The organism is Agromyces albus, from assembly GCF_004134825.1.
GTDB classification, from domain to species: domain Bacteria; phylum Actinomycetota; class Actinomycetes; order Actinomycetales; family Microbacteriaceae; genus Agromyces; species Agromyces albus.
Genome location: NZ_SDPN01000001.1, coordinates 67,473 through 89,772 on the forward strand (window position 1 = coordinate 67,473; position 22,300 = coordinate 89,772).

The following is a 22,300-nucleotide window of genomic DNA, read 5'->3' on the forward strand; positions in this document are numbered from 1 at the left end:
TGATCCTTTCGAGGCCGCAACGGCGAGGCAATGTCGAAAACCATATCCCGGTCGGTTTTCATTTGCAATGGCGAGTACGTACGATGCAGGTATGGCGCGCAGGGGCTCATACGCGAAAGGCATCGCGAAGCGCGAGGAGATCCTCACGGCGGCGCTCGAGGTCATCGCCCGCAATGGATACCGCCGCACGAGCGTGCGCGAGCTCGCCGACGCCGTCGGACTCAGCCAAGCGGGCCTCCTGCACTACTTCAGCTCGAAGGAGGAGCTCTTCCAGGAGATCCTCCGAAAGCGCGACGAGGTCGACGTCGAGAGCTACGGGTTCGACCTGGCGCGCCCGATCGACGGTCTCGTCGCCGTGATCCGCCACAACGCCGACGTGCCCGGCCTCGTGCAGCTCTACGCGCAGCTCTCCGTCGAGGCGGTCGACCCCGAGCATCCGTCGCACGACTTCTTCGTCGAGCGCTACGAGGACCTGCGCCGCGAGTTCGGTGGATACATCCGCGAGGAGCAGCGGGCCGGCGCCATCGACCCCGAGCTCGACCCCGACCTCACCGCGACGCTCTTCGTCGCGGCATCCGACGGCCTCCAGACCCAGTGGCTGCTCGACCCGTCGATCGACATGTCCGAGCACATCATGCAGCTGTGGCGCCTCGTCACGCGCCGCGCCTGAGCAGGGCCGCGCCTGACGGCACGACTCTTCGCCGATGACTGGACACGCGGGCCGGCCGAGGATAGGGTCCGTCAATACCGAGTATGCGCTCGGTATTCACGCGCACGACGACGAAGGAGTCGCCATGACCGAGCATCCCCGCACCCCGCACGCGTCCGCTCTCCGAGTCGGCAGACTCGTGGCCGTCGCCGCTGTGTCGACCGTCGCCCTCACCTCGTTGGGCGTGTCCGCAGCAGCTCAGGCGTCCGAGCGCCCAGGCGTCGGGGCCGCCGCCGAGAGCGCGTGCACGCGAGTCATCCCCGTCGGCACCTCGACATTCGACATCGCATTCGAGGGTGAGACCTACGCCGTTCGGGTACACGTTCCCGACGTTCCCGTGCGCCGCAGCCTGCCGCTCGTGCTCGACCTTCACGGATCGAACAACAACGCCACGACCCAGGCCGACATCTCCGACCTGGAGTCGCTCGCCGACGCGGAGAACTTCATCGTGGCCACACCGACGGGTGACATCGCATTCCCGCAGACCCTGCCCGACGGCAACTGGGCGTGGAACGTGCCAGGCGTGCCGCTGACCTCCGGCACCTACCCACCGGCGGGCTCGCGCGACGACGTGGCGTTCCTCACTGCCGTGGTGGACGAGCTCGACACGGCCGGATGCATCGACGACCGTCGCGTGTACGCGACCGGGTTCTCGGGTGGCGGGCGCATGGCCTCGGCGCTGGCATGCCATGCATCCGAGGTCTTCGCGGCGATCGCCCCGGTCGCGGGTCTGCGTGCCGGCCGGCCCGACGTGGCCGACCTCACGACGCCCGAGGCGGGAACGTGCGATCCGCCGCAGCCGGTTTCCGTGCTGACCTTCCACGGCACGGACGACCTCGTCAATCCGTATCCGGGCAACACCGATCCCCGCTGGGGATACACCGTGCAGACGGCCGCGGCGACGTGGGCGGGCCTGAACGAGTGCCGCGTCGGCCCGACGACCACCGCGGTGAGCGAGTCCGTCGTGGCATACTCCTGGACCGAGTGTCTCGGACACGCCGACGTCGTGCTCTACGAGGTCGCCGGCGGCGGCCACACCTGGCCCGGCACCGACGTGCCGCTCGACCAGTTCGGGCTGGGCACGGTGACGCATGAGATCAACGCGTCGTCGCTGATGTGGGACTTCTTCGAGGCGCACCCGCGCCGCGGCTGATCTCGCCGGCCGCCCGCGAAGGACCGAACATATGATGCAACTGCGGCGGATCGTCGCGTCTCGCGTGATCGGAGAGGATCGCACATGCCTTTGACCGCCACCGGCACGACTGTCGAGGTCGACACCACGGCGGGCCGCGTGCGCGGACGCTGGCGCACGGATGCCGCGGGCCACCGCTCGGCGGCCTTCCTCGGCATCCCCTTCGCCGAGCCGCCCGTCGGCGACCTGCGCTTCGCGGCTCCCGTGCCGCACCGGCCATGGCAGGGCGTTCGCGACGCGCTCGAGTACGGCGCGACCGCGCAGCGCGGCGATCCTGGGGTGACGTTCATCCCCGAGCCGTCGATTCCCGGCGAATCGACGCTCAACGTCAACGTCTTCACGCCGGCCCCGGCGACGGATGCCTCGGCGCAGGCGTTGCTGCCGGTGCTCGTCTACATCCACGGCGGCGGCTACTTCGCGGGCTCCCCCGCGAGCCCGTGGTACGACGGCGCGGCCTTCAACCGCGACGGCGTCGTGACGGTCTCGATCTCGTATCGGCTCGGCTTCGACGGCTTCGGCTGGATCGCGGATGCCCCGATGAACCGCGGCGTGCTCGACTGGCTGCTCGCCCTCGAATGGGTGCGCGACAACGTCGCGTCCTTCGGCGGCGACCCCTCGCGCGTCACCATCGTCGGACAATCGGCGGGCGGCGGAGCCGTGCTCACCCTGCTCGGCATGCCGCGCGCCCAGCCGCTCTTCGCGGGCGTCTACAGCATCTCGGGGGTGGCGGCCGACGTCACCCTCGAGCGCGCGGAGTCGTTCGGCCGTCGCCTCGCCGAGGCCGCCGGCGTTCAGCCGACGCGTGCCGGCCTCTCTGCGCTGAGCGAGGAGCGCCTCCGCGAGGTGCAGGGCGAGCTGAGCGCTCGCGAGCAGGGCGGCAGCCCCTTCGACGAGCTTCGCCGGTTCATCGTCGGTGGGCTCGAGTTCGGTCCGGTGATCGACGGCGACGTCGTGCCGATGCGCACGGTCGACGCGATCGCTGCGGGCATCGGGGCCGACAAGCCCCTCGTGCTCGGCGCCACCGACGACGAGTTCTCGACGATCCTCGACGGTGCGAAGGGCAAGCTCCGCTTCGTTCCGGCGCGGTTCCTGCTCGGCCGGGCGGGGCTCGAGCGCGCAGTCCGCTCGCCCTACCTCGCGGCGAATCGCGACGTCACGAAGCTCGGCAGTGCCGCGGTCGTCGGCCGCTACCTCACCGACCGGTTGTTCCGCACCCTCGCCCTCCGCATCGCCCGCGCCCGCGGCGCTGCACCCACCTGGTTGTACCGCTTCTCGTGGGCCTCGCCGATATCGGGACGGGCCGTGCACTGCCTCGACGTGCCGTTCTTCTTCGATTGCCTCGATGCCGAGCGGGTCGACGTCGTCGCGGGCGACGCGCCCCCGCAAGCACTCGCCGACGAAGTGCACGGCGGCGCAGTCGCGTTCGTCACGAGCGGCGACCCGGGCTGGCCGCGGTTCACGGATGCCGCGGGCACCGTGCGCGTCTACGACACGACCTCGACCGTGGTCGAACACGGCTTCGCCGCCGTGCGGCCGCTGCTCTCGAACTGAGCGGCGCCGGCACCGCGGCGGCGCCGAAGTGGACGATCCCGGGGGCTCCCCGAAGGCGCGCCACCGTGCTTACGATGTGGTCATGGCCCTCCCTGCGCTCTGGAATCTCGATGGGCGCGTCGCCATCGTGAGCGGCGCCGGCAGCCCCATCGGCATCGGATTCGCCGCCGCCCGCGCCCTCGGCGAGCTCGGTGCGGGCATCGTCCTCACCGCGACGAGCGAGCGTGTGCTCGAACGCGCCGAGGAACTCCGCGAAGCGGGGATCACCGCGGTCGGCTACGTGGCGCGACTGGACGTCGAGGAGGAGGTCGACGAGCTCTCGGCCGAGCTCGCGGCCACCGGCATCCGTCCCAACATCGTCGTCAACAATGCGGGCCTCATCGCGACCGGCGATCCCGAGATGATCGGTGGCGACGCGATGATGTCGCTCGCCGACTGGAACGCGCGTTTCGCGATGAACCTCACGACGGCGTTCCTGCTGACCCGCGCGATGCTTCCCGGAATGCGAGAGACCGGCTGGGGTCGCATCATCTGCGTCTCGAGCGTCACCGGCCCGGTCATGGCCTCCCGCGGCGACGTCGCCTATGCCGCGGCGAAGGCCGGGTTGCTCGGATACGTGCGCGCCCTCGCGGTCGACGAGGCGGCCTACGGCATCACCGCGAACGCCGTCGCACCGGGCTGGATCTCCACCGCGAGCCAGCTCCCGAGTGAGGCCGAGGAGGCGCTGCTCGTGCCGCTCGGGCGCAGCGGCCGGCCCGACGAGGTCGCATCGGCGATCGCCTGGCTCGCGACACCGGGAGCCGCGTACACGACCGGGGAGCTCATCGTCGTCGACGGCGGCAACGCCATCGCCGAGGAGCGCCGCTGAGCGGCGGGTCGTCCGCTCGCGGGAATGATCGGAGGCGCTCCGCGCTTTAAGCTCACATGAGCGCGATCGAGGCATCCGCAGTCCCCGACGTCCTCGGCGAAGCCGAGCGCACCATCGACGCCGTGCTCGAACGCCTGCACTGGAGCGTGCTCGAGTTCGGAGATCGCGAGCTGCCCGCGGGTGTCAAGGCGCGCGACGACGGCCCCGGCATCCGCTTCCATTACGTCGCGACGGGCGCCATCGAGGTGCACCGTCGCGGCGACGAGCCGCTGGACATGCAGGCCGGCGACTTCGTCATGGTCCCGCACGGCGGTCCTGTCGAGCTGCACACGATGCGCGACACGATGCTGCTGAGCGGCTCGCTCGCCCTCAACGGCAGCGACCCGATCTCGGCGCGGGCCATGCCACCGGTGCTGTTCACGTGCGGATTCCGGGTGCACGAGCCGATCTTCGCCTCGCTGCTCGACACGATGTACCGCGAGGCTTCGAGCGATCGAGCCGGCAGTCACTCCGTGATCGAGCGGCTCGCCGATGTCGTGGCGTCGGCCGCCGTGCGCATCTGGCTCGAACGCGGATGCGGCAGTGCGCTCGACCTGCTCGCCACCGGGCGCGACCCGCACCTCAGCCGCGCGCTCGAGGCGATCCACGACGACCCGGGCTCGCCCTGGACGGTCGAGTCCCTCGCCCGCCTCGCCCGCGCCTCGCGATCGCAGTTCGCCGAGCAGTTCAAGGACGCGGTCGGCGACTCCCCCGCCCGCTACCTCACGCGGGTGCGCATGGAGCGAGCCGAGCGGATGCTGCGGGCGGGGGCATCCGTCACCGATATCGCCTTCCAGCTGGGCTACGAGAGCGACGCGGGATTCAGCCGCGCGTTCCGGCGGCACACCGGCGTCTCGCCGAGCCTCTGGCGTCGCGCGGCCGTGCACGCCGTGGCGTAGCGGCCGCGCGACGCCCACCTCTATCGGGCGCGAGCCGAGCTCAGCACGCCGGCGCCGAGCACTGCCGCGATGCCGCCGCCGATGAGCGCCGCCTGCACCCCGACCGAGTCGACGAGCAGCCCGCCGACCGCCGCGCCGATCGTGATCGCGATCTGGAACGCGGCGACGATGAGGCCGCCGGCACTCTCGAGCCGTTCGGGCACGACATGGGCCATCCAGGTCTGGATCATGGTCGGGATCGCTCCGAAGCCGACGCCCCACACGAACACGGTCACGGCGGCGAGGGCGACGCTCGATCCGGCGAGCGCGAGCACGATCGTGCCCACGCCGATTGCGGCCGGCGCCACGATCACGAGCACGGGCAGCCGGCGATCGGCGAGCGGCCCGGCGACCATGTTGCCGATGAAGCTCGCGACGCCGAAGATCATGAGGAGCAGCGCGAGCAGGCTCGGAGTGATACCGTCGATCGCCTCGAAGGCGGGACGAAGGTAGGTGAAGCCCATGAAGTGGCCGCCCGCGAGCAGGATGATCGCGAGGACGCCCAGGGCGACCACCGGGATGCGAGCCGTCTGCAGCAGCGTGCGGAAGCCTGGGGCGCCGCTCGCCGGGATGGACGGCAGCGTCGCAAGCTGGGCGACGAGTGTCAGCACACCGGCCGCAGCGGCCAGCAGGAACACCGCTCGCCAGCCGACCAGTTCACCCAGGTAGGCCCCCGCCGGCACCGCGGCGATCGTCGCCAGCGAGACGCCGGTGTTGACGACGGTCATCGCGCGGCCGAGCCGGTCGGCGGGCACGAGCTGAGCCGTCACGGCGAGCGACATCGCCCAGAAACCCGAGATCGCGATGCCGAGCAGGAGGCGCGAGGCGAGCATGAGGCCGAACACGGGTGAGACCGCGACGAGCACGTTCGACACGATCGCGAGCGTGGTCAGGCCGGCCATCACCCACCGGCGGTTCACCCGCGGCAACGCCGAGACCACGAGCGGGCCACCGATGATTCCGATGATGCTCGTCGCAGTGACCAACTGGCCGGCCGTGCCCTCGGTGATACCGAGTTCGGCGGCGATCGGCGAGAGCAGGCTCGCCGGGAGGAACTCGCTCGCGACGAGCGTGAAGATTCCGAGGCCGAGCGAGACGACGGCGAGCCAGGCGGTCGGCCGGACCGCCTGGGTCGCGACTTCGGGCGGCGCGCCCGGGGACTGCGTCGGTGTCGACAGCGTGTTCGTTGACATGGTGCTCCTTCAAGTCGACTCCCAGCCTCCCGCGCGCAGCCGACATGCGCCCGACCGATCGTCCTCCCTACCCGACCGTTCCTCCGGAAGGCGCAGCGATGATCGCGATGCGGCATCCGCTCAATCGGTAATCAGACGTGCCGTGATCGGGATCACGATCGAACGCGGCATGATTCGGCCCATGAGGGCCGTCGCGGCGTTCCGTCCGCCCGAGACCACCGAGGGCGGCGTGCGCCGGGCGTCGAGCGCCCGCATCGCCGTGGCGACGACCTCTTCGGAGGTCTGGTAGTTGCCCACTCGCACTCCTTCACTGCCGACGACGTCGAAGAACTCGGTGCGGGTGGCGCCAGGCGCTAGCGCGGTGACGCGCAGTCCCGAGTCACGGGTCTCGAAGGCGACGGCCTCGGTGAAGCTCAATACGAACGCCTTCGTCGCCGCATACGTCGCCATGAACGGCACGGGTTGGAATGCCGCAGTGCTCGCGACGTTCACGAGGACGCCGCGGCCTGAGGCTGTCAACTCTGGCAGGAACGCCCGGGTGAGGGCGACGAGCGCGCCGACGTTCAGGCGCACCTGCTCGTCGATTCGCGGGGCATCCGCCTCTGCCAGGGGTCCATGCATGCCGAAGCCGGCGTTGTTCACGAGCGAGTCGACGGTGAGGCCGCGATCGTGCACGAAGGTCTCGACGGCGTCGACGGCGCCCGGTGCCGCGAGATCGAGAGCGAGCGGATGCACCGCCACGCCGTGTGCGGCGACGAGTTCGTCAGCGAGTGCGATGAGCCGGTCCTCGCGGCGGGCGACGAGCACGAGGTTCGCCCCTCGGACGGCGAGCGTGCGGGCGAATTCGGCGCCGATGCCCGAGCTCGCGCCCGTGATGACGGCGGTGGTGCCAGCGTGATTGCGGGCCATGGTGATGCTCCGATCGATTCGTGATTCATTGATGTAGACAGTGACAACATTATGAACACCGCGACCCAATGTTGTCAATGACTACATTGGGACTAGACTGCGATACGTGACCACCGGCACGTACCACCGCGAGAATCTCCGCGAGACGCTGCTCGAGTTCGCCGAGCGCACGGTGCGGCGGTCGGGCGTCGAGGGGCTCTCGCTCCGACAGCTCGCGCGCGATGCGAACGTCAGTCATGGCGCCCCCGCGCGGCACTTCCGCGACAAGCAGGCCCTGCTCGAAGCGCTCGCCCTCGATGGATTCCAGCGCCTGAACCAGGCGATGACGGATGCCGCCGCGACATCCGGTTCGTTCGACACGCGGTTCCGCGCGATCGCGACGGCCTACGTGTCATTCGTCGTCGAGAACGCCGCCCTCCTCGGCCTGATGTACACGGTGAAGCACGGCGCCGACGCGAGCGAGACCCTCGTCGAGACCGGACGCCGCAGCATGGGTGCCACCGTCGCACTCATCGCCGAGGCTCAGGCCGCGGGCGCCGTGCAGTCCGGCGATCCCGAGCGGCTCGCCTTCGTGGCGTTCGCGAGCGTGCACGGGGTGGCCGTGCTCGCCACCAGCGACATGCTTGACGGCGTCTCGGTCGAGGAGGCGACGGATGCCGTGGTGGACATGCTGCTCAGCGCGATCGCCGCACCCGGCCCCTTGGCGTGAACACGCCGGCGCAAGCCAGTTGCGGCATCGGATTTCCTTGGATCGGGGTGACAGCTAGTGACCTCACCGCTCGCGTTCATCACAGGGCTCGGCCGCCCGAACGGGATCGCGCACGCGATCGCGCTTCGCCTCGCCTCAGAGGGCTGGGACATCGCCTATACCCACTGGTCAACGTACGACGCTCGCCTTGGACTCGGGGCGTCGAGTGCTCACGAGATCTCCGAGGAGATTCGGGCAACCGGCCGACGGGTCCTCGCGCTCGAGGGCGATCTCGCCGACCCGGCCACCCCCGAGCGCTTGCTGGCAGAGGCGAACGCGACGCTCGGCCCCGTCTCCGCGCTCGTGCTCTCGCATTCGGAAAGCGTGGATTCCACCATCTTGGACACCACCATCGAGAGCTTCGATCGTCACTTCGCCGTCAACGTCCGCGCCGCATGGCTGCTACACACCGCCGCCCTCGGGCTCGGTCGCCAGACTCGCCCCTAGCTAGGCTCGGCCGTATGAGCGCGATGACGTACGCCCACCTCGGCCGATCGGGCCTGCTCGTCAGCCGGTTGGGCTTGGGCACGATGAACTTCGGCTACACGATCGATGAAGCCGCCAGTTTCGACATCATGGACGCCGCAGTTGACGCGGGCATCAACTACTTCGACACCGCCGACGTCTACGGCGGCCCGCAGACGCCCGACATGGCCAAGGGCTACGGCATCTCCGAAGAGGTTATTGGGCGCTGGATGCAGCGCAGCGGCCACCGCGACGACATCGTGCTCGCCACGAAGGTGTACCAGCCCATGGGACTGGGACCCAACGACCGGCGACTGTCGGCCTATCACATCCGCCGCGCCTGCGAGGCTAGCCTCCGACGGCTGCAGACCGATCACATCGACCTGTACCAGATGCACCACGTCGACCGTGCGACGCCATGGGAGGAGACGTGGCAGGCGATGGAGCAGCTGGTGCGCGAGGGCAAGATCAGCTACGTCGGCAGCAGCAACTTCGCCGCATGGGACGTCGCTCTCGCTCAATCCATCGCATCGGCACGTCACTTCCTCGGGCTGACCTCTGAGCAGAGCCTGTACAACCTCGCCATCCGCGCGACCGAGATGGAGTTGATCCCAGCCCTGCGTCACTTGGGTATCGGGCTGATCGCGTACAGCCCCCTCCATGCCGGACTCCTCACCGGTGCGCTCTCGCGCGGGAGCGACGATCCGCGAGTGGAGGCACACCGCGATCAGCTCGAAGCCTACGAGGCGCTTGCTCGGGAGCTCGGCGCGAAACCGTCGGACGTGGCGCTCGCGTGGCTGCTTCGCAATCCGACGCTCTCTACAGCGATTGTCGGCGCGACGAGTACCGATGAACTCCGAGCAAACCTCGGCGGCTTGTCGCTACGGCTTGACGATGAAGCGGTCGCGCGACTCGATCAGATCTGGCCCGGACCTGGAGAAGCACCGCAGGCATACGCCTGGTAGGTCAGGCGGGGAGCTTGTTGAGCTTCCGGAGCTGCTGGTCGAACATCCGCACGGGCACGAGGCGGCGCATCGTCGACACGCTCGCGGTGCGCGAGCTTCCTGCGTATCGGACCTTGGGGTTCTTGTCGGTAGCCGCGGCGACGATCGCCTTCGCCACGACGGCTGGATCATCGCCCTGCTTCACGGCGTCGGCCATGAACTCCTCGAACACCCGGCGTCGCTCGGCGTAGACCGGCAGCGGCTGGTCGGCCCGCACGCTGTTGGCCTCGAAGGCGGTGTTCGTGTAGGCCGGCTGGACCAGCGCAACGCGCACCCCGAACTCGCGGAGCTCATGGTCGAGGGACTCCGAGTAGCCCTCGATGGCGTGCTTGGTCGCGGCGTAGACCGCCATGTAGGGCTGCGGAATGATGCCGAGCACCGACGAGAGATTCACGATGCGGCCACTCCGCTGCGCGCGCATGATCGGCAGCACCGCATTCGTCAGGCGGATGACGCCGAAGACGTTGATGTCGAAGATCTGCTGCGCCTGCTCGGTCGAGCTCTCCTCGGCGGCTCCGGAGGAACCGATCCCGGCGTTGTTCACGAGCACGTCGATGCGACCGTAGACGCTCATCACGTGAGCGATCGCGTTCTGCACCGACGACTCGCTGGCCACGTCGAGGTCGATGAAGGTCACGCCGTCGATCGGCTTGGCCTTCGATGCCGAACGACTCGTGCCGACGACCGCATACCCCGCCTTGACGAGAGCGGATGCCGCCGCCGCCCCGATTCCCTTCGACGCCCCGGTCACGAGCGCCACGTTCTGCGATGAAGCCATTGCTGTTCCTCCGATGGATTTAGTTGGATGGTTTGCTAACCGTTACTGCACTGTAGCAGTTCTTGCATGAGTCGCAACTCTGAAGCAGCAGATACCTCGACAAATGACAAAGACATGTAGGATTTCCTCGTTGCCATCGACGAGACAGTAGGAGGTGCCGGCACATGGAGAGACCGCTCCGCGCAGACGCCGAGCGCAGCGTACGCGCCATCATCGAAGCCGCCGAGCGGGTGCTCGCCACTGATCAGGGCGCGTCTGTCGAGCAGATCGCCGAGGCTGCGGGCCTCACTCGAACCACGGTCCATCGGCGATTCTCGAGCCGTCAGGCGATCATCGACGCACTGGCCGTGTCGGCGAAGCAGGAGCTCGCCGAAGCGATCGCAGCCGCACGCACCGAGCAGTCCCCCGCTCTGGTGGCACTGCACCGGGTCACCGAATACGTGCTGCGCACCAAGGGCCGCTGGAAGTTCACGCTCGGCAATCCCCTGGCCGACACCAGCGCAGCTCACGAGATCTGGGCCGAGATCAACGCCGCCACCCTTGGGCTGCTCGCCCGCGCGAAGTCCGAGGGCCTGATCGCCCAAGAGGCCGACCTCGAATGGGTGCGCCAGGTCTACTACGCGCTGCTCCACGAGGCCATCGCCAAACCCGCCGATTCACCGGAGGTCGGTCCCGACTATGTCGCATTGGCCACGCTCGTGACCGACACCCTTCTGCACGGCGCCGGGCCACAGTGAACAGCACCGTCCCCTCACTCGCGCGCCAAGTGTCGGGACGACGGATGTCTCTCCATTGGCCGGACTGACCAACCTCACGATGCTCGGGCTGGATGACTCATCGGTGCAGGACATCAGCCCCCTCGCCGGCGGTGGGAGCGGCAGTACTCGGTCTGACGGATGTCGCGGCGAGCATGCCGCCCAGACCCGTGAGCATGATCGCGAAACTGACGAGTGTGATGCCGTCGACGCGGGTGGCCGCGCCGACCCCGTTCAGCACGGCGCCGACGATGACCAGCCCGGCCGCCCATGGGCTCAGGCGCACCCATTCGACCGCGATGAGCAGCAGGCCGATGAAGAACAACGCGGGTCCGACCCACAGGAAGGGCACGGCGACCTGTGGTGAATCGAGCGCGGCGCTGAGGGCGTCGTCGAGCATCGAGTCGGCGGGCAGCGTCCACAGCATGAGGTCGATCGCGACCATTCCACCGAAGCCGATGGCGCCGATCACGACGAAGGCACGTGCCATCCGGCCGAGTTGGCCGAGCACGAATCCTGAGGTGCTGACCGCACCGCCTGCTGCGCCGACGAGGATGAGCCAGTGCGCCCAGTCGATGGGCTGTTGGGCATCGATGAAGTCACGCCCGAATGAGAGGAGAAGCTGCCCGACGCCCATCGCCGCGAGCGAAACTGCCAAGAGGAGGGCCGCGCTCCTGGCGCGCATGATCTGTTCCATGGCCCGAAGCTATCGCCGGTATCGCAACGCGACTGTGGAGCTCGCCCCCGAGCTCACAGGGGGTTTGCCCCCCGCGGTCGCGGCGTCAGGCGTGGGAGCTCGTCGAGGAGCCGTCGCTGCGTGCAGCCCGCCTCGGCCGGCGCTTGAACAGGCTGCGGATGCCCCACGCGGTGACGCGTACCATCGCCTCGACCACGATCGCCGGGGTCATCTTCGATCGGCCGTGCGCTCGCTCGACGAACGTGACGGGCACCTCGGCGACCGTGAGGCCGGCCTCGCGCGCGTGCCAGAGCATGTCGACCTGGAAGCCGTAGCCGCGGGTGTGCACGTCTTCGAGCCGGATGCGGCGCAGCGCGTCGGCCCGGAACGCGCGATAGCCGGCGGTCGCGTCGCGGGTGTCGAGGCGCAGCACGGCGCGGGCGTAGGCGCTCCCCCAGCGGGAGAGCAGCTCGCGGTGACGCGGCCAGTTCTCGATGGAGCCGCCCGGGATCCACCTCGACCCGATGACGAGATCGGCGCGGCCCGCGGCATCCGTCGCCTCGAGCCGTTCGAGCAGCCGCGGCAACTGCTCGGGCAGGTGCGAGCCGTCGGCGTCGAGCTGCACGATCGGATCGAATCCGCGCTCGAGCGCCCACGCGAAGGCCTCGAGGTATGCGGCGCCGAGGCCGTCTTTCGCGGTGCGGTGCAGCACCTGCACGGCCGGATCGCCCGCTGCGAGCTGGTCGGCGAGGTCGCCCGTTCCGTCTGGTGACGAGTCGTCGACCACGAGCACGGATGCCGCAGGCACCGCAGCGCGAACCCGGGCCACGGTGTCGGCGAGGTTCTCGCGCTCGTTGTACGTCGGGATGACCACGAGGGGCCGCGACATCCGTTCTCCCCTCGATGCGTGCTCGGACCATCGTATGGGGCGAGGCAGGAGTGCGGCTGCGCGCAGTCGACGGCGAGGGCGCCTCCCCGTTGCCGAGGCCCTGCCTCAGCTTCGCTGGAGTGACGCCATCGCAGCCGCCGTCATGAGCTCCGCTGCTGCGTCGTCGTCGAGCCCCTCGCGCGCCAGGCGGCGCCAGGTCCAGAAGTCGAGTCCCAGTCGGACGAGTGCTCGGCGTTCCGCACTCTCGCCCAACCCGATCGCGAGCGTGTCGGCGAGCTGATCGAGCCGCGCATCCGCAGTGCGTCGCATCAAGGAATCGAGCGACGGCACGGAGCCGCGGTCGCGCTGGACCTTCTCGGCCATCGGCTCGGTCTCGCGGTACCAGCCGTACTGAGCGCGGAAGACGGAGCGAACCCGTTCGGCCGGATCGTCGGCTGCAAGGGCGGTGGCGACATCGGGGAGGGGATGCAGCTGCATCCAGTGCGCCTGGCATGCACCGAAGAGGCCGGTGTCGTCGGGGAAGTGGTTGTAGACCGTGAGCCGCTGCACGCCCGCCCGACGGGCGACTTCGGCAACCGTGGTGAGCGCCGGCCCCACCTCGGTGTGCAGTTCTACCGTGGCGGCCACGATGCGCTCTCGCGTCTGCTGCTGGGCTGCGGCTCGAGACTTGAGCTCGTATTTCCGCTTTTCGATTGACATGGTGTTCACCGATGTTAGCATGAAGAATCGATTAACGCTCTGTTCATTGAAAGAGGGCAATCATGCTGACCACACAGGCACGGGTTCTTCGAGCCGACGAGGGCAAGCTCGCCCAGCTCGGCTCGATCGGAGTTCGCTTCATCGTCGATTCGGTCGACTCGGGCGGGGCGTTCTCGCTGGTCGAGCATCCGATCCCGCCGCGCAAGCTCGCGGCGCCGCTGCATCGGCATCACCGTGAAGACGAGTACACCGTCGTTCTGTCCGGCGAGATCGGCGTGCTGCTGGGTGACGACGTGGTGTTCGGCGCACCCGGTGATGTGATCTTCAAGCCGCGTGGGCAATGGCACACGTTCTGGAACGCGGGCTCCGAGCCGGCTCTGGTGCTGGAGATCATCTCGCCGGCTGGTTTCGAGGCCTACTTCCAGCAGTTCAGCGACCTGCTCGCCGCAGAGGGTTCACCGCCTGACCCCGTGAAGGCGGGAGAGATCGCGGGCCGTTTCGGGCTCGAGCTCGACTTGGCGAGCATCCCTCGTTTGACCGCCGAGCACGGGCTGACCTTCGGCAGGGATTGACGCGTGTCGCGTGCCGGGTCGCCCTCACCGGTTCCCCTCAGCTCGGGCGGCCCGAATTTCCCCGGAGCACGTTCTGCGACGCTGCTCGTGAGGTCACCATACTCCCGACTGCGAGAGCGAGGGGCTGAATATGAGCCGTTCTCGCTATCGAATCCGGTCGATGCCCACTCCAGAGGTGGGCACACGCCGAGACAATCGCGCGATCGCGCACCCCTCGTCAGGTCGCCGCCATCGCCTCGACCTCGAGTTTCCATCCCGGCTCGAGCAAGCGGGCGCAGAGCACGGTTCGAGGCACCTGCAGCTCACCGAGGTGGCGACGCAGGATGCGCACGTTCGCCTCGTCGTACTCGGGCTCAGCCAGGTAGAAGCGCAGCGAGATGAGATTGCTGAAGTCCATCTCGGCGGCGGCCAGGGCTGTGCGCAGATGGCTCCAGATCAGCTCTGCCTGCTCATCGAAGCTCTCGGGCATCGTGACGCCGTCGGCTTCGTAGCCGTTCAGGCCGGCGATCACGAGAAGTCGCGAGTCGCCGCGCACCTCGGTGGCGTGGCTGTACGAGTGATAGGGCGGATACATGGCGGACGGGTTGTGCCTGACGATGCTCACGTGACGAGGCTAGGCCCAACCGCCGACGGCCACTCGTCGAGTGGCTCAGGACGCCTCGGCCATCCACGACAGCACCAGCTCACGGGTTGCTTCGGGGGTGTCGTAGTGCGGGGAGTGTCCTGCGCCCGGCACCACGCGATAGTCGATGTGCGGCGCTCGCTCGGCGATCGCCTTGGCATCGGCCGGGTCGAGCATCGTGTACACCTGCGGATCGCCGCTGACCACGAGAGTCGGGACGCCAAGACTGCCGGCGGCCTCCGTCAGGTCCCAGCGGCCGGTGTCAGTGAACGTGCGGGTGACCGCCTCGGGATCGACCTGGGCGATCGATCCCAGCTTCGCGTCGATGTCGCGCGGATCCCAGTGCGGCTTCTCCGCCTCGAGCTGCGGACGGGTGAGCGCGAGCTCCGCGCGCTGGTCGGCGATGATCGCCGGCTCCTCCTCGGCCGGGATCCGCCACACCGGCTCGAGCAGCACGAGCCGAGCCGCCCAGCGTGAATCCGCCGCCGCGACGATGGTCGCGGCACTGGCCCCGAGAGAGTGCGCGACTACCGCATCCCACGGCCCGGTCGCCGCGAGGTCGGATGCATACGATGGCAGCGCGTAGTCGTCTGCCGGGCGTTGCCCGCCATGCCCTCGCAGCGCGAACGCCTCGGTCGTCCATCCGGCCTCCTCGAGCCAGTGCCTGACTCGCCACAACCCTGCTGGGCTCGAACTCAGACCGTGGATGAGGAGTACGCGGCGCATGTCGCCAAGCTAATCGAGCAGAAGGGTCATCCGACCGTCAGTGCCAGTGCTTTGGCGGGATATTGCCGTGGCTCGGCGCGAAATCGGCGAAGCCCCAGCGCAAGAGGTCGAGGTGACCGAGCGTCGCCGCTCGGATCAGGCGATGATGCCCTCGGCGAGCAGCTCGTGCAGCCCGCGAGCGAACTTCTCGCGGCCGCCGTGGGCAGGGTGCCGCACACGTGGCACCGTGAGTCCGCTTCGCACGATGCTGCGATGGGCCACGTTCCCGACCGCAACGACCGTGCGGATCGAGAAGAGGTCCTGCAACGCCAGCCAGGACCACGACCATTCCGCCGCCTCCGCCGGCGAGGGTGTTCGGTTCGACAGAGGGTTGCCTGCGCGATGCGGATGCAGCGGGTAGGCGCTCCACAACACCGGGAGGAAGTCGAGCTCCACGAGCGTGCGCCACATCACCGTCGCCGTCGGCTCGGCGGCGACCAGCGGGAGCTCGTTGGGCACCTCGTACCCGTTGGCGGCCCCGAGCAGACCGAAATGCCCGATTCCCTGCTGCAGGATCGCGGTGTTCGTGAACGGCACGCCCGTGATGCGCATCCCGCGATATCCGGGCGCCTCCCCCACGAGCAGCACCGTCGGCCGACGCTCGGCGAGCTGGTGGAGGTACAACCCCAGGTTCCGACGCCGGATCGCATTGTTCGGGTTCGAGAAGGCGAATTGGTTCACGCTGTTCGGGCCGGCGGGGCTCGTTGCCAGCCGCTCGATGAAGGCGTCGATCGTCACGGTTGGCACGGTCACGTGGTCGCTTGCGGCCGTCCCTTACGAGCGGCATAGGCCTTCTGCATCTTGACGATGTTGCCGCAACCGGCCATGGTGCACCATCGGCTTGATCGGTTGCGCGAATGGTCGTAGTACGCCCAGCGGCAGGAGTCGCGCGCGCACGCCTTCAGCCGAGCCCACGTGCCGTCTTCGGTCGACTGGCGAACGGCATCGAGCATGCCGGCGAGCGCGCCTCGAACCGGCTCGGTGCTCGCCGGCACGAGCCCGAAGCTCTCCGACTCGCCGAACGACACCCGCACCGGCAGTTCCTCGAGTGCTTCGTTGAGTCGCCGAATGGATGACTCGTCGGCATCATGGCCGGCGTGCAGCTCGAGCACGCCGCGCAATCCCTCGCGCAACTGCTTCGCGAACGCGAGGTCTTCCGGCGTCGCCGTGACGGCCGATTTCAGGAGCCCGCGAACGGCCAGCCAGTTGCTGAGATCGCTCGGCTCCTTCAGGCGTTCGTCGTCGAGTTGGTACTCGATCGTGTTCACGAAGTCCCGAACGAGCCGGAGGGCCGGCGGGATGACTTCGTCTTCCTTCTGAAACGCAAGATCCGTTTGCCCGCCCATAACACCAGCGTAACCCCTTGACAGGTGTTACGACCAGCGGCAGTGTTAATAACACCAGTAACTGTAGTTCAGTGGTGTTATGAGACGGAGGCTGGAAGATGTCAGGATTCGACGAAGCCAGCGAATACGACGCGCCATTCCCCAAGGCGAGTGCACGTGCGAACGAGCACGGGGCGCAGAATCCCGCGAGATCCCACCTGCTGCGGTTCGCCGAGTGGCGTTCCAGGCGACGCGCAACCAGGGCCGAGCGACGCGCCGCCAGGCAAGAGGAGTGGACCGACCAGATTCCACCGTGGTCGTTCGGCATCCTGCACAGGTGAGCGGATGGCGCACCCGCGCCGTGCGCCCGATCAGCCGTCGGCGACGGCCCCCGCGCGCGCGACCTCGCCGAGCCAGCCGAGGCTCGGCTTGGGCAGGCGCTCGAAGGTGCGCGGGTCCCAGCCGATGAGCCCGAACGTCGGCGTGAAGCTCCCCCACTCGTAGTTGTCGAGCGCGCTCCAGTGCAGGTACCCCTGCACGTCGATGCCGTCGGAGATCGCGGATGCCACCGCGCCGAGCGCGCCCCGCGTGTAGTCGATGCGGCGAGCGTCGTCGGCCGTGGCGATGCCGTTCTCGGTGACGTACACCGGCAGCCCGTTGCGGGCCCAGGAGTTGCGGATGCCGTCGCCGATGGCGGGCGGGTAGTACTCCCAGCCGGTGAGCGTGCGCTCCGCGTCATCCGGAATCGGCAACGGCCCGTCTGCCCCGATCTTCGTGCGCGTGTAGGCCTGCACGCCGACCCAGTCGTCACCGGATGCCGCGTCGAGGAACACGTCTTCACGCGACCGGCCGTACTCCGCCGCGACCTGCTCGGCCCCGGGCTCGGCCTGGTAGGCCTGCGTCGCGATCGACCAGCCCGCGCGGCTGCCAGCGCCGCGCACGAGCTCGACGGCGCGTTTGTGCGCGTCGACGAGCCGATCGGTCACGTGCGGCACGCCCGGCGGCAGCCCGATCGACGGGAACCCCACGGCCGGATCGGCGAGCACCGAGACCATGTTCGGCTCGTTGATCGTGCACACGAGGTCGACGTCGTCGAGGATCGGCAGCGCGGCCTCGACGAACCGCGCGAAGCGGTCGACCGAGGCATCCGTCAGCCAACCGCCCTCACGTGCGAACCACGCCGGATTCGTGAAGTGATGCAGCGTCACGATCGGCTCGAGGCCGAGCCCGCGAGCGGTGTCGACCATGCGCCGGTAGTGGTCGATCATCGCCCGTGAGACGAACCCCTGCTCGGGCTCGATGCGCGCCCACTCGATGCTGAAGCGGTAGGCGTTCAGCCCGGCCCCTGCGAGCAGCGCCATGTCCTCGGGATAGCGGTGGAAGCTGTCGGCGGCGTCGCCCGACGGCGTCTCGACCGGCGCGCCGGGCAAGTGACCGTGCTCGCGTTGCCACCAGTCGGAGTTGACGTTGTTGCCCTCGATCTGATGGGCGGCGGTCGAGGCGCCCCAGAGGAAGCCGTCGGGGAAGCGGATGTCTGCCATCCAGCCCTCCTTCACTTGGATCGAAACGTGGATCGGAACGTGGATCGGATCGAAATCACTTGATTCCCGTAAGCGCGATGCCCTGCACGAAGTAACGCTGCAGCACCACGAAGATGAGCAGCACGGGCACGACCACGACGACCGCACCGGCCATCATGAGCCCGTACTGCGCCGCGTTCTGGCCCACCGAATACAGCGCGAGCGCCACCGGCAGGGTGTACTTGTCTTCGCTCGTGGCCACGACGAGCGGCCAGAGGAAGTTGTTCCAGCTCCCGAGGAACGTCAGGATCGTGAGCGTCGCGACCGCCGGGCCGCACAGCGGCATGATCACGCTGAGGAAGGTGCGCCACTCCCCCGCACCGTCGATGCGCGCCGCCTCGATGATGTCGTCGGGCAGGCTCAGCATGAACTGGCGCATCAGGAACACCCCGAGCGGGGTGATCAGGAACGGCAGGATCATCCCCGGGTAGGAGTTCACGAGCCCGAGGTTCGCGGTCAGCACGAACAGCGGAACGAACGTCACGACGCCCGGCACCATGAGCGTGCCGAGCACGAGCACGAAGAGCAGTTTCTTGCCACGGAACTCGAGCTTCGCGAGGGCGTAGCCCACCATCGACGAGAACACGATGTTGCCGAGCGTCACGAACACGGCGACGATGATGCTGTTCGTGAAGAACGTCGCGAAGTCGAGCCGGCCGAACAGCTGCGTGTAGTTGTCGAGGGTCGGCTCGATCGGCCAGAAGTTCGTCGGGTACTGGCGGATCTCGGCGGTGGTCTTGAACGAGCCGAGGAGCATCCACACGAACGGCATGACCATCGCGATGAGACCGAGCGTGAGCACGACGTAGAGCCACCAGCGCGGTCGCGGCCGCCGTCGACGACTGGGCGAACCGGTCGAGGTCGAGCGAGCGGATGCCGCATCGCGGGCGGCATCCGACACCTCAGTGTCTTTCGTGGTCGCCGACATGTCAGTCCTTCTTTCCGAGCAGCCGGAACTGGATCAGCGACAGCGCGACGATCGCGAGGAAGAGCACGTAGCTCGCCGCGGAGGCGTACGAGTAGTTGCCGAACCCGAACTGGTTGAAGGTGTACATCGCCGCCGACAGGGTGGCGTCGAGCGGTCCGCCGCGCGTCATCACGAACGGCTCCTCGAAGAACTGCAGGAAGCCGATTCCGGTGATGACGGCCGCGAAGAGCAGTGTGGGGCGCATCGCCGGAATCGTGATGTTACCGAAGCGCTGGAACGCGTTCGCGCCGTCGACCATCGCCGCTTCGTGGTGCTCCTTCGGCACCCCCTGCAGGCCGGCGAGGAAGATCACCATGAGCGTGCCGATGTTGCGCCAGACAGCCATGAGGATGAGCGAGGGCAGCGCCCACGTCGTGCTCTGCAGCCAGTCAGGGCCGGCGATGCCGAACCAGCCGAGGAAGCCGTTCAGCAGCCCGTCGGGCTGGAGGATGAACCGCCAGACGATCGCGATCGCGACGATGCTCGTGACGACGGGCGCGTAGTAGCCCACCCGGAACACGGTGCGGAACTTCGCGATGCCCGTGTTGAGCGCGAGCGCGACGGCGAGCGCGACCGCCATCGTGAGCGGCACGCCGACGATCACGAACACCGCGGTGTTCAGCAGCGATCGCACGAACCTGGGGTCGCCGAAGAGCTGCGCGTAGTTCTCGAACCCCACGAAGTTCACGTTGAAGGGCGTCTGCAGGTCTCGCGTCGTGAGGTCGGTGAAGCTCATCATGAGCGACGCCACGATCGGCCCGGCCATGAACACGAGGAACAGGATCAGGAACGGTGCAGCGAAGCCCCACGCGACGAACGTGGCGTGCCGGCTCCGACGCGACGCGCGAGCGCGCGCCGGAGCCTGCGGGACGAGGGTGGCCATGATGCCTACTGGCCCGTGCCGATCGACTCGGCCTGCTGCTGCACCGCGGCGAGCGCGTCTTCAACGCTCGTCTCGCCGCGCGTGACCTTCTCGAGCTCCTGGTCGATGACCGCCGACACCTGCGCCCACGTGGGGATCGCCGGCGGGGCCTTCGAGTCGGTGAGCTGCTCGCCGAAGACGCTGAGGTACGGGTCGTCGGCGAACACCGCGTCGTCCCATGCGGCCTCGACGCTCGGCAGGTCGGTCGAGATGTCGTACCACGCCACCTGCGTCTCGGGCTGGCTCAGCCAGCGCACGAACTTCCACGCGGCGTCGCGGTTCTCGCTGTCGTCGAAGACGGCGAGGTTGCCGCCGCCCGTGAAGCTCGTCTGGGTGTCGGCGCCCGGCACCATCGCGACGGCGAACTTGTCGGCGAACTCGGGTCCGCCCTGTTCGCGCAGCAGGCCCACGTGGAACGGCCCGCTGAAGAACGATCCGACCTCGCCCGAGATGAACTTCTGCTCGATCTCGCCGCCCTCGAGACGCACGGGCTCGGAGATGCCCTCCTCGAAGAAACTCGCGTAGAACTCGAACGCCTCCTGCCACTCGGGGCTGTCGAGCGTGAACGTCTCGCCGTCGGAGTCGAGGATGTCTCCACCCTGCTGCCAGGCGAGCGGTGCGACGTACTGCCACGAGTCGAATCCGCCGGGCGGCAGCGAGACACCGGAGGTCGCGCCCTGGCTCTTCAGTGCCGCGGCGAAGGTCTTGTACTCCTCCCACGTCGTGGGCGCTTCGACGCCGGCCGCCTCGGCCAGGTCGGTGCGGTAGTAGAGCACGCGGGTGTCGACGTACCACGGCACGCCGTAGGCCACGTCGTCGACGACGGTGGTGTTCCACGAGCCCTCGAAGAAGTCGCCCTCGTCGACGAGTCCGTCGGGCGTCGGCTCGAAGGCACCGGTGGCGGCGAACTCGCCGACCCACGTGGTGCCGAGCATCGAGATGTCGGGGGTCTCGCCGCCGGCGATGGCAGTGGCGATGCGGTCGTGGGCGCTCTCCCACGGCACTGCGGTGACGTCGATCGTGACGTCGGGGTTCTCCTCCTCGAACTTGGCGGCGAGCTCACCGAGCACTTCGCCCTCGTTGCCCATCGCCCAGATCTCGACCGTGCCCGTGGCGGGCTCGTCGTTGATCGCGCCCTTGCTCTCGGGGCCGCCGGCCGCTCCGTCGCCACGCCCGCACGCGGTCAGCATGATCGCGCCGGCAGCCACGATCGCGCCGGCCGCCACCATGCGCCCGGTTGCTCGCTGTGATCTCCATCGATTCATCGTCTCGGCCTCCATTGGTCGGTGCCCGCTCGGGGCTCGTGCGACGGCTACCCGACGCAACGCGTCCAACATAGCGCAGAAACCTTTCATGCGGTAGGTTTTAGGCAATGGAAGGCCGGTAGGTTTCAGGTATGAACAGCAATGAGGCGACGGATGCCGCGAGCGGCACGAGCGCGTCGACGCCGACGCCCGAGGCATCGGGGCACGAGGCATCCGGTGCCTCGTCATCGCGAGCGCCGCGCGGCAGTTACGCGAAGGGGCAGGCCAAGCGCCAGGAGATCGTCGACGCCGCACTCGTGGTGTTCGGGCGCAGCGGGTACCACAGCGGATCGCTGCGCGAGATCGCGAAACGGGTCGACCTCACCCTCGCGGGACTCATGCATCACTTCGCCGGCAAGGAGGAGCTCTTCACCGAGGTGCTCCGCCAGCGCGACGCCCGCGTGCAGGAGGCCGCCGGCGACGTGTCGGAGTTCACCCTGCTCGAGCAGATGCGCAAGGTCGTCGCCTACAACCAGACCACTCGCGGCCTCACCTCGCTCTACACGGTGATCTCAGCCGAGGCGACCGACAGCGAGCACCCCGCGCACGAGCAGTTCGCTCGGCGGTACGCCGACACGGCGAACTCGACTCGCGCCGTGCTCGACGATGCCCAACGCGACGGCATCATCCGTGCCGACATCGACACCGCCCACGCCTCCCGGCTCATCGCCGCCGTGATGGACGGCCTGCAGCAGCAATGGCTGCTCGACGAGTCGGTCGACATGACGGCGGCGTTCGACGAGTTCGTGCGCGGCTACCTGCTGGCACCGCGGGGCGACAACGAGGGAACCTCCCCGAAGCGCTGAGGCCTCAGCGCCGCCCCGACGACA

Annotated in this window: 26 protein-coding genes; 12 read left to right on the forward strand and 14 right to left on the reverse strand. The window is 68.5% G+C overall.

The genetic code is table 11. The features are described from left to right. The first annotated feature begins 91 nt into the window (after positions 1-91). From ESP51_RS00300 to ESP51_RS00320, 5 genes are all read left to right on the forward strand, one after another. Entirely contained in the window at positions 92-670 is a 579-nt protein-coding gene (locus tag ESP51_RS00300) for a TetR/AcrR family transcriptional regulator (RefSeq protein WP_206737137.1), read from the forward strand. Positions 671-794: 124 nt separating this feature from the next. Beyond that, positions 795-1,862, forward strand: a complete 1,068-nt coding sequence (locus ESP51_RS00305; protein WP_129518882.1) for an extracellular catalytic domain type 1 short-chain-length polyhydroxyalkanoate depolymerase — start codon at positions 795-797, stop codon at positions 1,860-1,862. A gap of 84 nt (positions 1,863-1,946) precedes the next feature. Continuing rightward, the gene (locus ESP51_RS00310) at positions 1,947-3,452 is read left to right on the forward strand and encodes a carboxylesterase/lipase family protein (RefSeq protein ID WP_129518883.1); all 1,506 of its coding nucleotides are present in this window, start codon (positions 1,947-1,949) and stop codon (positions 3,450-3,452) included. Positions 3,453-3,534: 82 nt separating this feature from the next. Beyond that, positions 3,535-4,320, forward strand: coding sequence for an SDR family NAD(P)-dependent oxidoreductase (locus ESP51_RS00315; RefSeq protein WP_129518884.1), 786 nt, complete (start codon positions 3,535-3,537; stop codon positions 4,318-4,320). Between the two features lie 56 nt (positions 4,321-4,376). Further along, positions 4,377-5,258 (forward strand): AraC family transcriptional regulator, encoded by an 882-nt coding sequence (locus tag ESP51_RS00320; RefSeq protein WP_129518885.1) that lies wholly within the window; start codon positions 4,377-4,379, stop codon positions 5,256-5,258. A gap of 20 nt (positions 5,259-5,278) precedes the next feature. Here ESP51_RS00320 and ESP51_RS00325 read toward each other — a convergent pair whose 3' ends face one another. Together ESP51_RS00325 and ESP51_RS00330 are read right to left on the reverse strand one after the other, a co-directional pair. After that, complete coding sequence (locus ESP51_RS00325) at positions 5,279-6,490, reverse strand: MFS transporter (RefSeq protein ID WP_129518886.1); 1,212 nt, start codon at positions 6,488-6,490, stop codon at positions 5,279-5,281. A gap of 120 nt (positions 6,491-6,610) precedes the next feature. Further along, the gene (locus ESP51_RS00330) at positions 6,611-7,399 is read right to left on the reverse strand and encodes an SDR family NAD(P)-dependent oxidoreductase (protein WP_129518887.1); all 789 of its coding nucleotides are present in this window, start codon (positions 7,397-7,399) and stop codon (positions 6,611-6,613) included. Between the two features lie 106 nt (positions 7,400-7,505). Here ESP51_RS00330 and ESP51_RS00335 point away from each other — a divergent pair, with 106 nt between their 5' ends. Genes ESP51_RS00335 through ESP51_RS00345 form a run of 3 tightly spaced genes read left to right on the forward strand, consistent with a single transcriptional unit; the run spans position 7,506 to position 9,577 of the window. Further along, complete coding sequence (locus ESP51_RS00335; protein ID WP_129518888.1) at positions 7,506-8,108, forward strand: TetR/AcrR family transcriptional regulator; 603 nt, start codon at positions 7,506-7,508, stop codon at positions 8,106-8,108. A gap of 57 nt (positions 8,109-8,165) precedes the next feature. Beyond that, positions 8,166-8,594 (forward strand): SDR family NAD(P)-dependent oxidoreductase, encoded by a 429-nt coding sequence (locus ESP51_RS00340; RefSeq protein ID WP_129518889.1) that lies wholly within the window; start codon positions 8,166-8,168, stop codon positions 8,592-8,594. 23 nt (positions 8,595-8,617) lie between these two features. After that, entirely contained in the window at positions 8,618-9,577 is a 960-nt protein-coding gene (locus ESP51_RS00345; protein ID WP_129519050.1) for an aldo/keto reductase, read from the forward strand. A 1-nt stretch (position 9,578) separates the two neighbouring features. On the opposite strand, the gene ESP51_RS00350 is transcribed toward ESP51_RS00345, so the two are convergent. Further along, positions 9,579-10,394 (reverse strand): oxidoreductase, encoded by an 816-nt coding sequence (locus ESP51_RS00350; RefSeq protein WP_129518890.1) that lies wholly within the window; start codon positions 10,392-10,394, stop codon positions 9,579-9,581. A 164-nt stretch (positions 10,395-10,558) separates the two neighbouring features. Between ESP51_RS00350 and ESP51_RS00355 the strand changes: the two genes are divergently transcribed. Next, the gene (locus tag ESP51_RS00355; protein ID WP_129518891.1) at positions 10,559-11,131 is read left to right on the forward strand and encodes a TetR/AcrR family transcriptional regulator; all 573 of its coding nucleotides are present in this window, start codon (positions 10,559-10,561) and stop codon (positions 11,129-11,131) included. 97 nt (positions 11,132-11,228) lie between these two features. Here ESP51_RS00355 and ESP51_RS00360 read toward each other — a convergent pair whose 3' ends face one another. The 3 genes from ESP51_RS00360 to ESP51_RS00370 all read right to left on the reverse strand — a co-directional run bounded on the left by ESP51_RS00360 (position 11,229) and on the right by ESP51_RS00370 (position 13,413). Then, positions 11,229-11,846, reverse strand: coding sequence for a hypothetical protein (locus ESP51_RS00360; protein ID WP_129518892.1), 618 nt, complete (start codon positions 11,844-11,846; stop codon positions 11,229-11,231). Positions 11,847-11,931: 85 nt separating this feature from the next. Then, positions 11,932-12,714 (reverse strand): polyprenol monophosphomannose synthase, encoded by a 783-nt coding sequence (locus tag ESP51_RS00365; RefSeq protein ID WP_129518893.1) that lies wholly within the window; start codon positions 12,712-12,714, stop codon positions 11,932-11,934. A gap of 105 nt (positions 12,715-12,819) precedes the next feature. Next, a complete protein-coding gene (locus ESP51_RS00370; RefSeq protein WP_164990333.1) occupies positions 12,820-13,413 on the reverse strand; it encodes a TetR/AcrR family transcriptional regulator in 594 nt (197 codons plus the stop codon). Positions 13,414-13,475: 62 nt separating this feature from the next. Between ESP51_RS00370 and ESP51_RS00375 the strand changes: the two genes are divergently transcribed. After that, positions 13,476-13,985 (forward strand): cupin domain-containing protein, encoded by a 510-nt coding sequence (locus ESP51_RS00375; protein ID WP_129518895.1) that lies wholly within the window; start codon positions 13,476-13,478, stop codon positions 13,983-13,985. Positions 13,986-14,202: 217 nt separating this feature from the next. Here the strand turns inward: ESP51_RS00375 and ESP51_RS00380 are convergent, their stop codons facing one another. The 4 genes from ESP51_RS00380 to ESP51_RS00395 form a co-directional block, all read right to left on the reverse strand. Next, on the reverse strand, positions 14,203-14,589 hold the full coding sequence (locus tag ESP51_RS00380; RefSeq protein ID WP_129518896.1) for a RidA family protein: 387 nt from the start codon (positions 14,587-14,589) through the stop codon (positions 14,203-14,205). A 45-nt stretch (positions 14,590-14,634) separates the two neighbouring features. Then, positions 14,635-15,333, reverse strand: a complete 699-nt coding sequence (locus tag ESP51_RS00385; protein ID WP_129518897.1) for an alpha/beta fold hydrolase — start codon at positions 15,331-15,333, stop codon at positions 14,635-14,637. Between the two features lie 135 nt (positions 15,334-15,468). After that, on the reverse strand, positions 15,469-16,110 hold the full coding sequence (locus ESP51_RS00390) for a uracil-DNA glycosylase (protein ID WP_338420328.1): 642 nt from the start codon (positions 16,108-16,110) through the stop codon (positions 15,469-15,471). Positions 16,111-16,121: 11 nt separating this feature from the next. Beyond that, entirely contained in the window at positions 16,122-16,718 is a 597-nt protein-coding gene (locus ESP51_RS00395) for a CGNR zinc finger domain-containing protein (RefSeq protein ID WP_129518898.1), read from the reverse strand. A 98-nt stretch (positions 16,719-16,816) separates the two neighbouring features. On the opposite strand from ESP51_RS00395, the gene ESP51_RS00400 reads away from it, so the two are divergent. Continuing rightward, positions 16,817-17,038, forward strand: a complete 222-nt coding sequence (locus ESP51_RS00400; RefSeq protein WP_129518899.1) for a hypothetical protein — start codon at positions 16,817-16,819, stop codon at positions 17,036-17,038. 30 nt (positions 17,039-17,068) lie between these two features. Here ESP51_RS00400 and ESP51_RS00405 read toward each other — a convergent pair whose 3' ends face one another. Genes ESP51_RS00405 through ESP51_RS00420 form a run of 4 tightly spaced genes read right to left on the reverse strand, consistent with a single transcriptional unit; the run spans position 17,069 to position 21,431 of the window. Next, complete coding sequence (locus ESP51_RS00405) at positions 17,069-18,238, reverse strand: glycoside hydrolase family 1 protein (RefSeq protein WP_129518900.1); 1,170 nt, start codon at positions 18,236-18,238, stop codon at positions 17,069-17,071. Positions 18,239-18,293: 55 nt separating this feature from the next. Then, the gene (locus tag ESP51_RS00410) at positions 18,294-19,205 is read right to left on the reverse strand and encodes a carbohydrate ABC transporter permease (RefSeq protein ID WP_129518901.1); all 912 of its coding nucleotides are present in this window, start codon (positions 19,203-19,205) and stop codon (positions 18,294-18,296) included. A 1-nt stretch (position 19,206) separates the two neighbouring features. Continuing rightward, a complete protein-coding gene (locus ESP51_RS00415; protein ID WP_129518902.1) occupies positions 19,207-20,127 on the reverse strand; it encodes a carbohydrate ABC transporter permease in 921 nt (306 codons plus the stop codon). A 5-nt stretch (positions 20,128-20,132) separates the two neighbouring features. Next, on the reverse strand, positions 20,133-21,431 hold the full coding sequence (locus ESP51_RS00420) for a sugar ABC transporter substrate-binding protein (protein ID WP_241842897.1): 1,299 nt from the start codon (positions 21,429-21,431) through the stop codon (positions 20,133-20,135). Between the two features lie 131 nt (positions 21,432-21,562). Between ESP51_RS00420 and ESP51_RS00425 the strand changes: the two genes are divergently transcribed. Then, entirely contained in the window at positions 21,563-22,276 is a 714-nt protein-coding gene (locus ESP51_RS00425; protein ID WP_129518903.1) for a TetR/AcrR family transcriptional regulator, read from the forward strand. Positions 22,277-22,300: the final 24 nt, after the last annotated feature.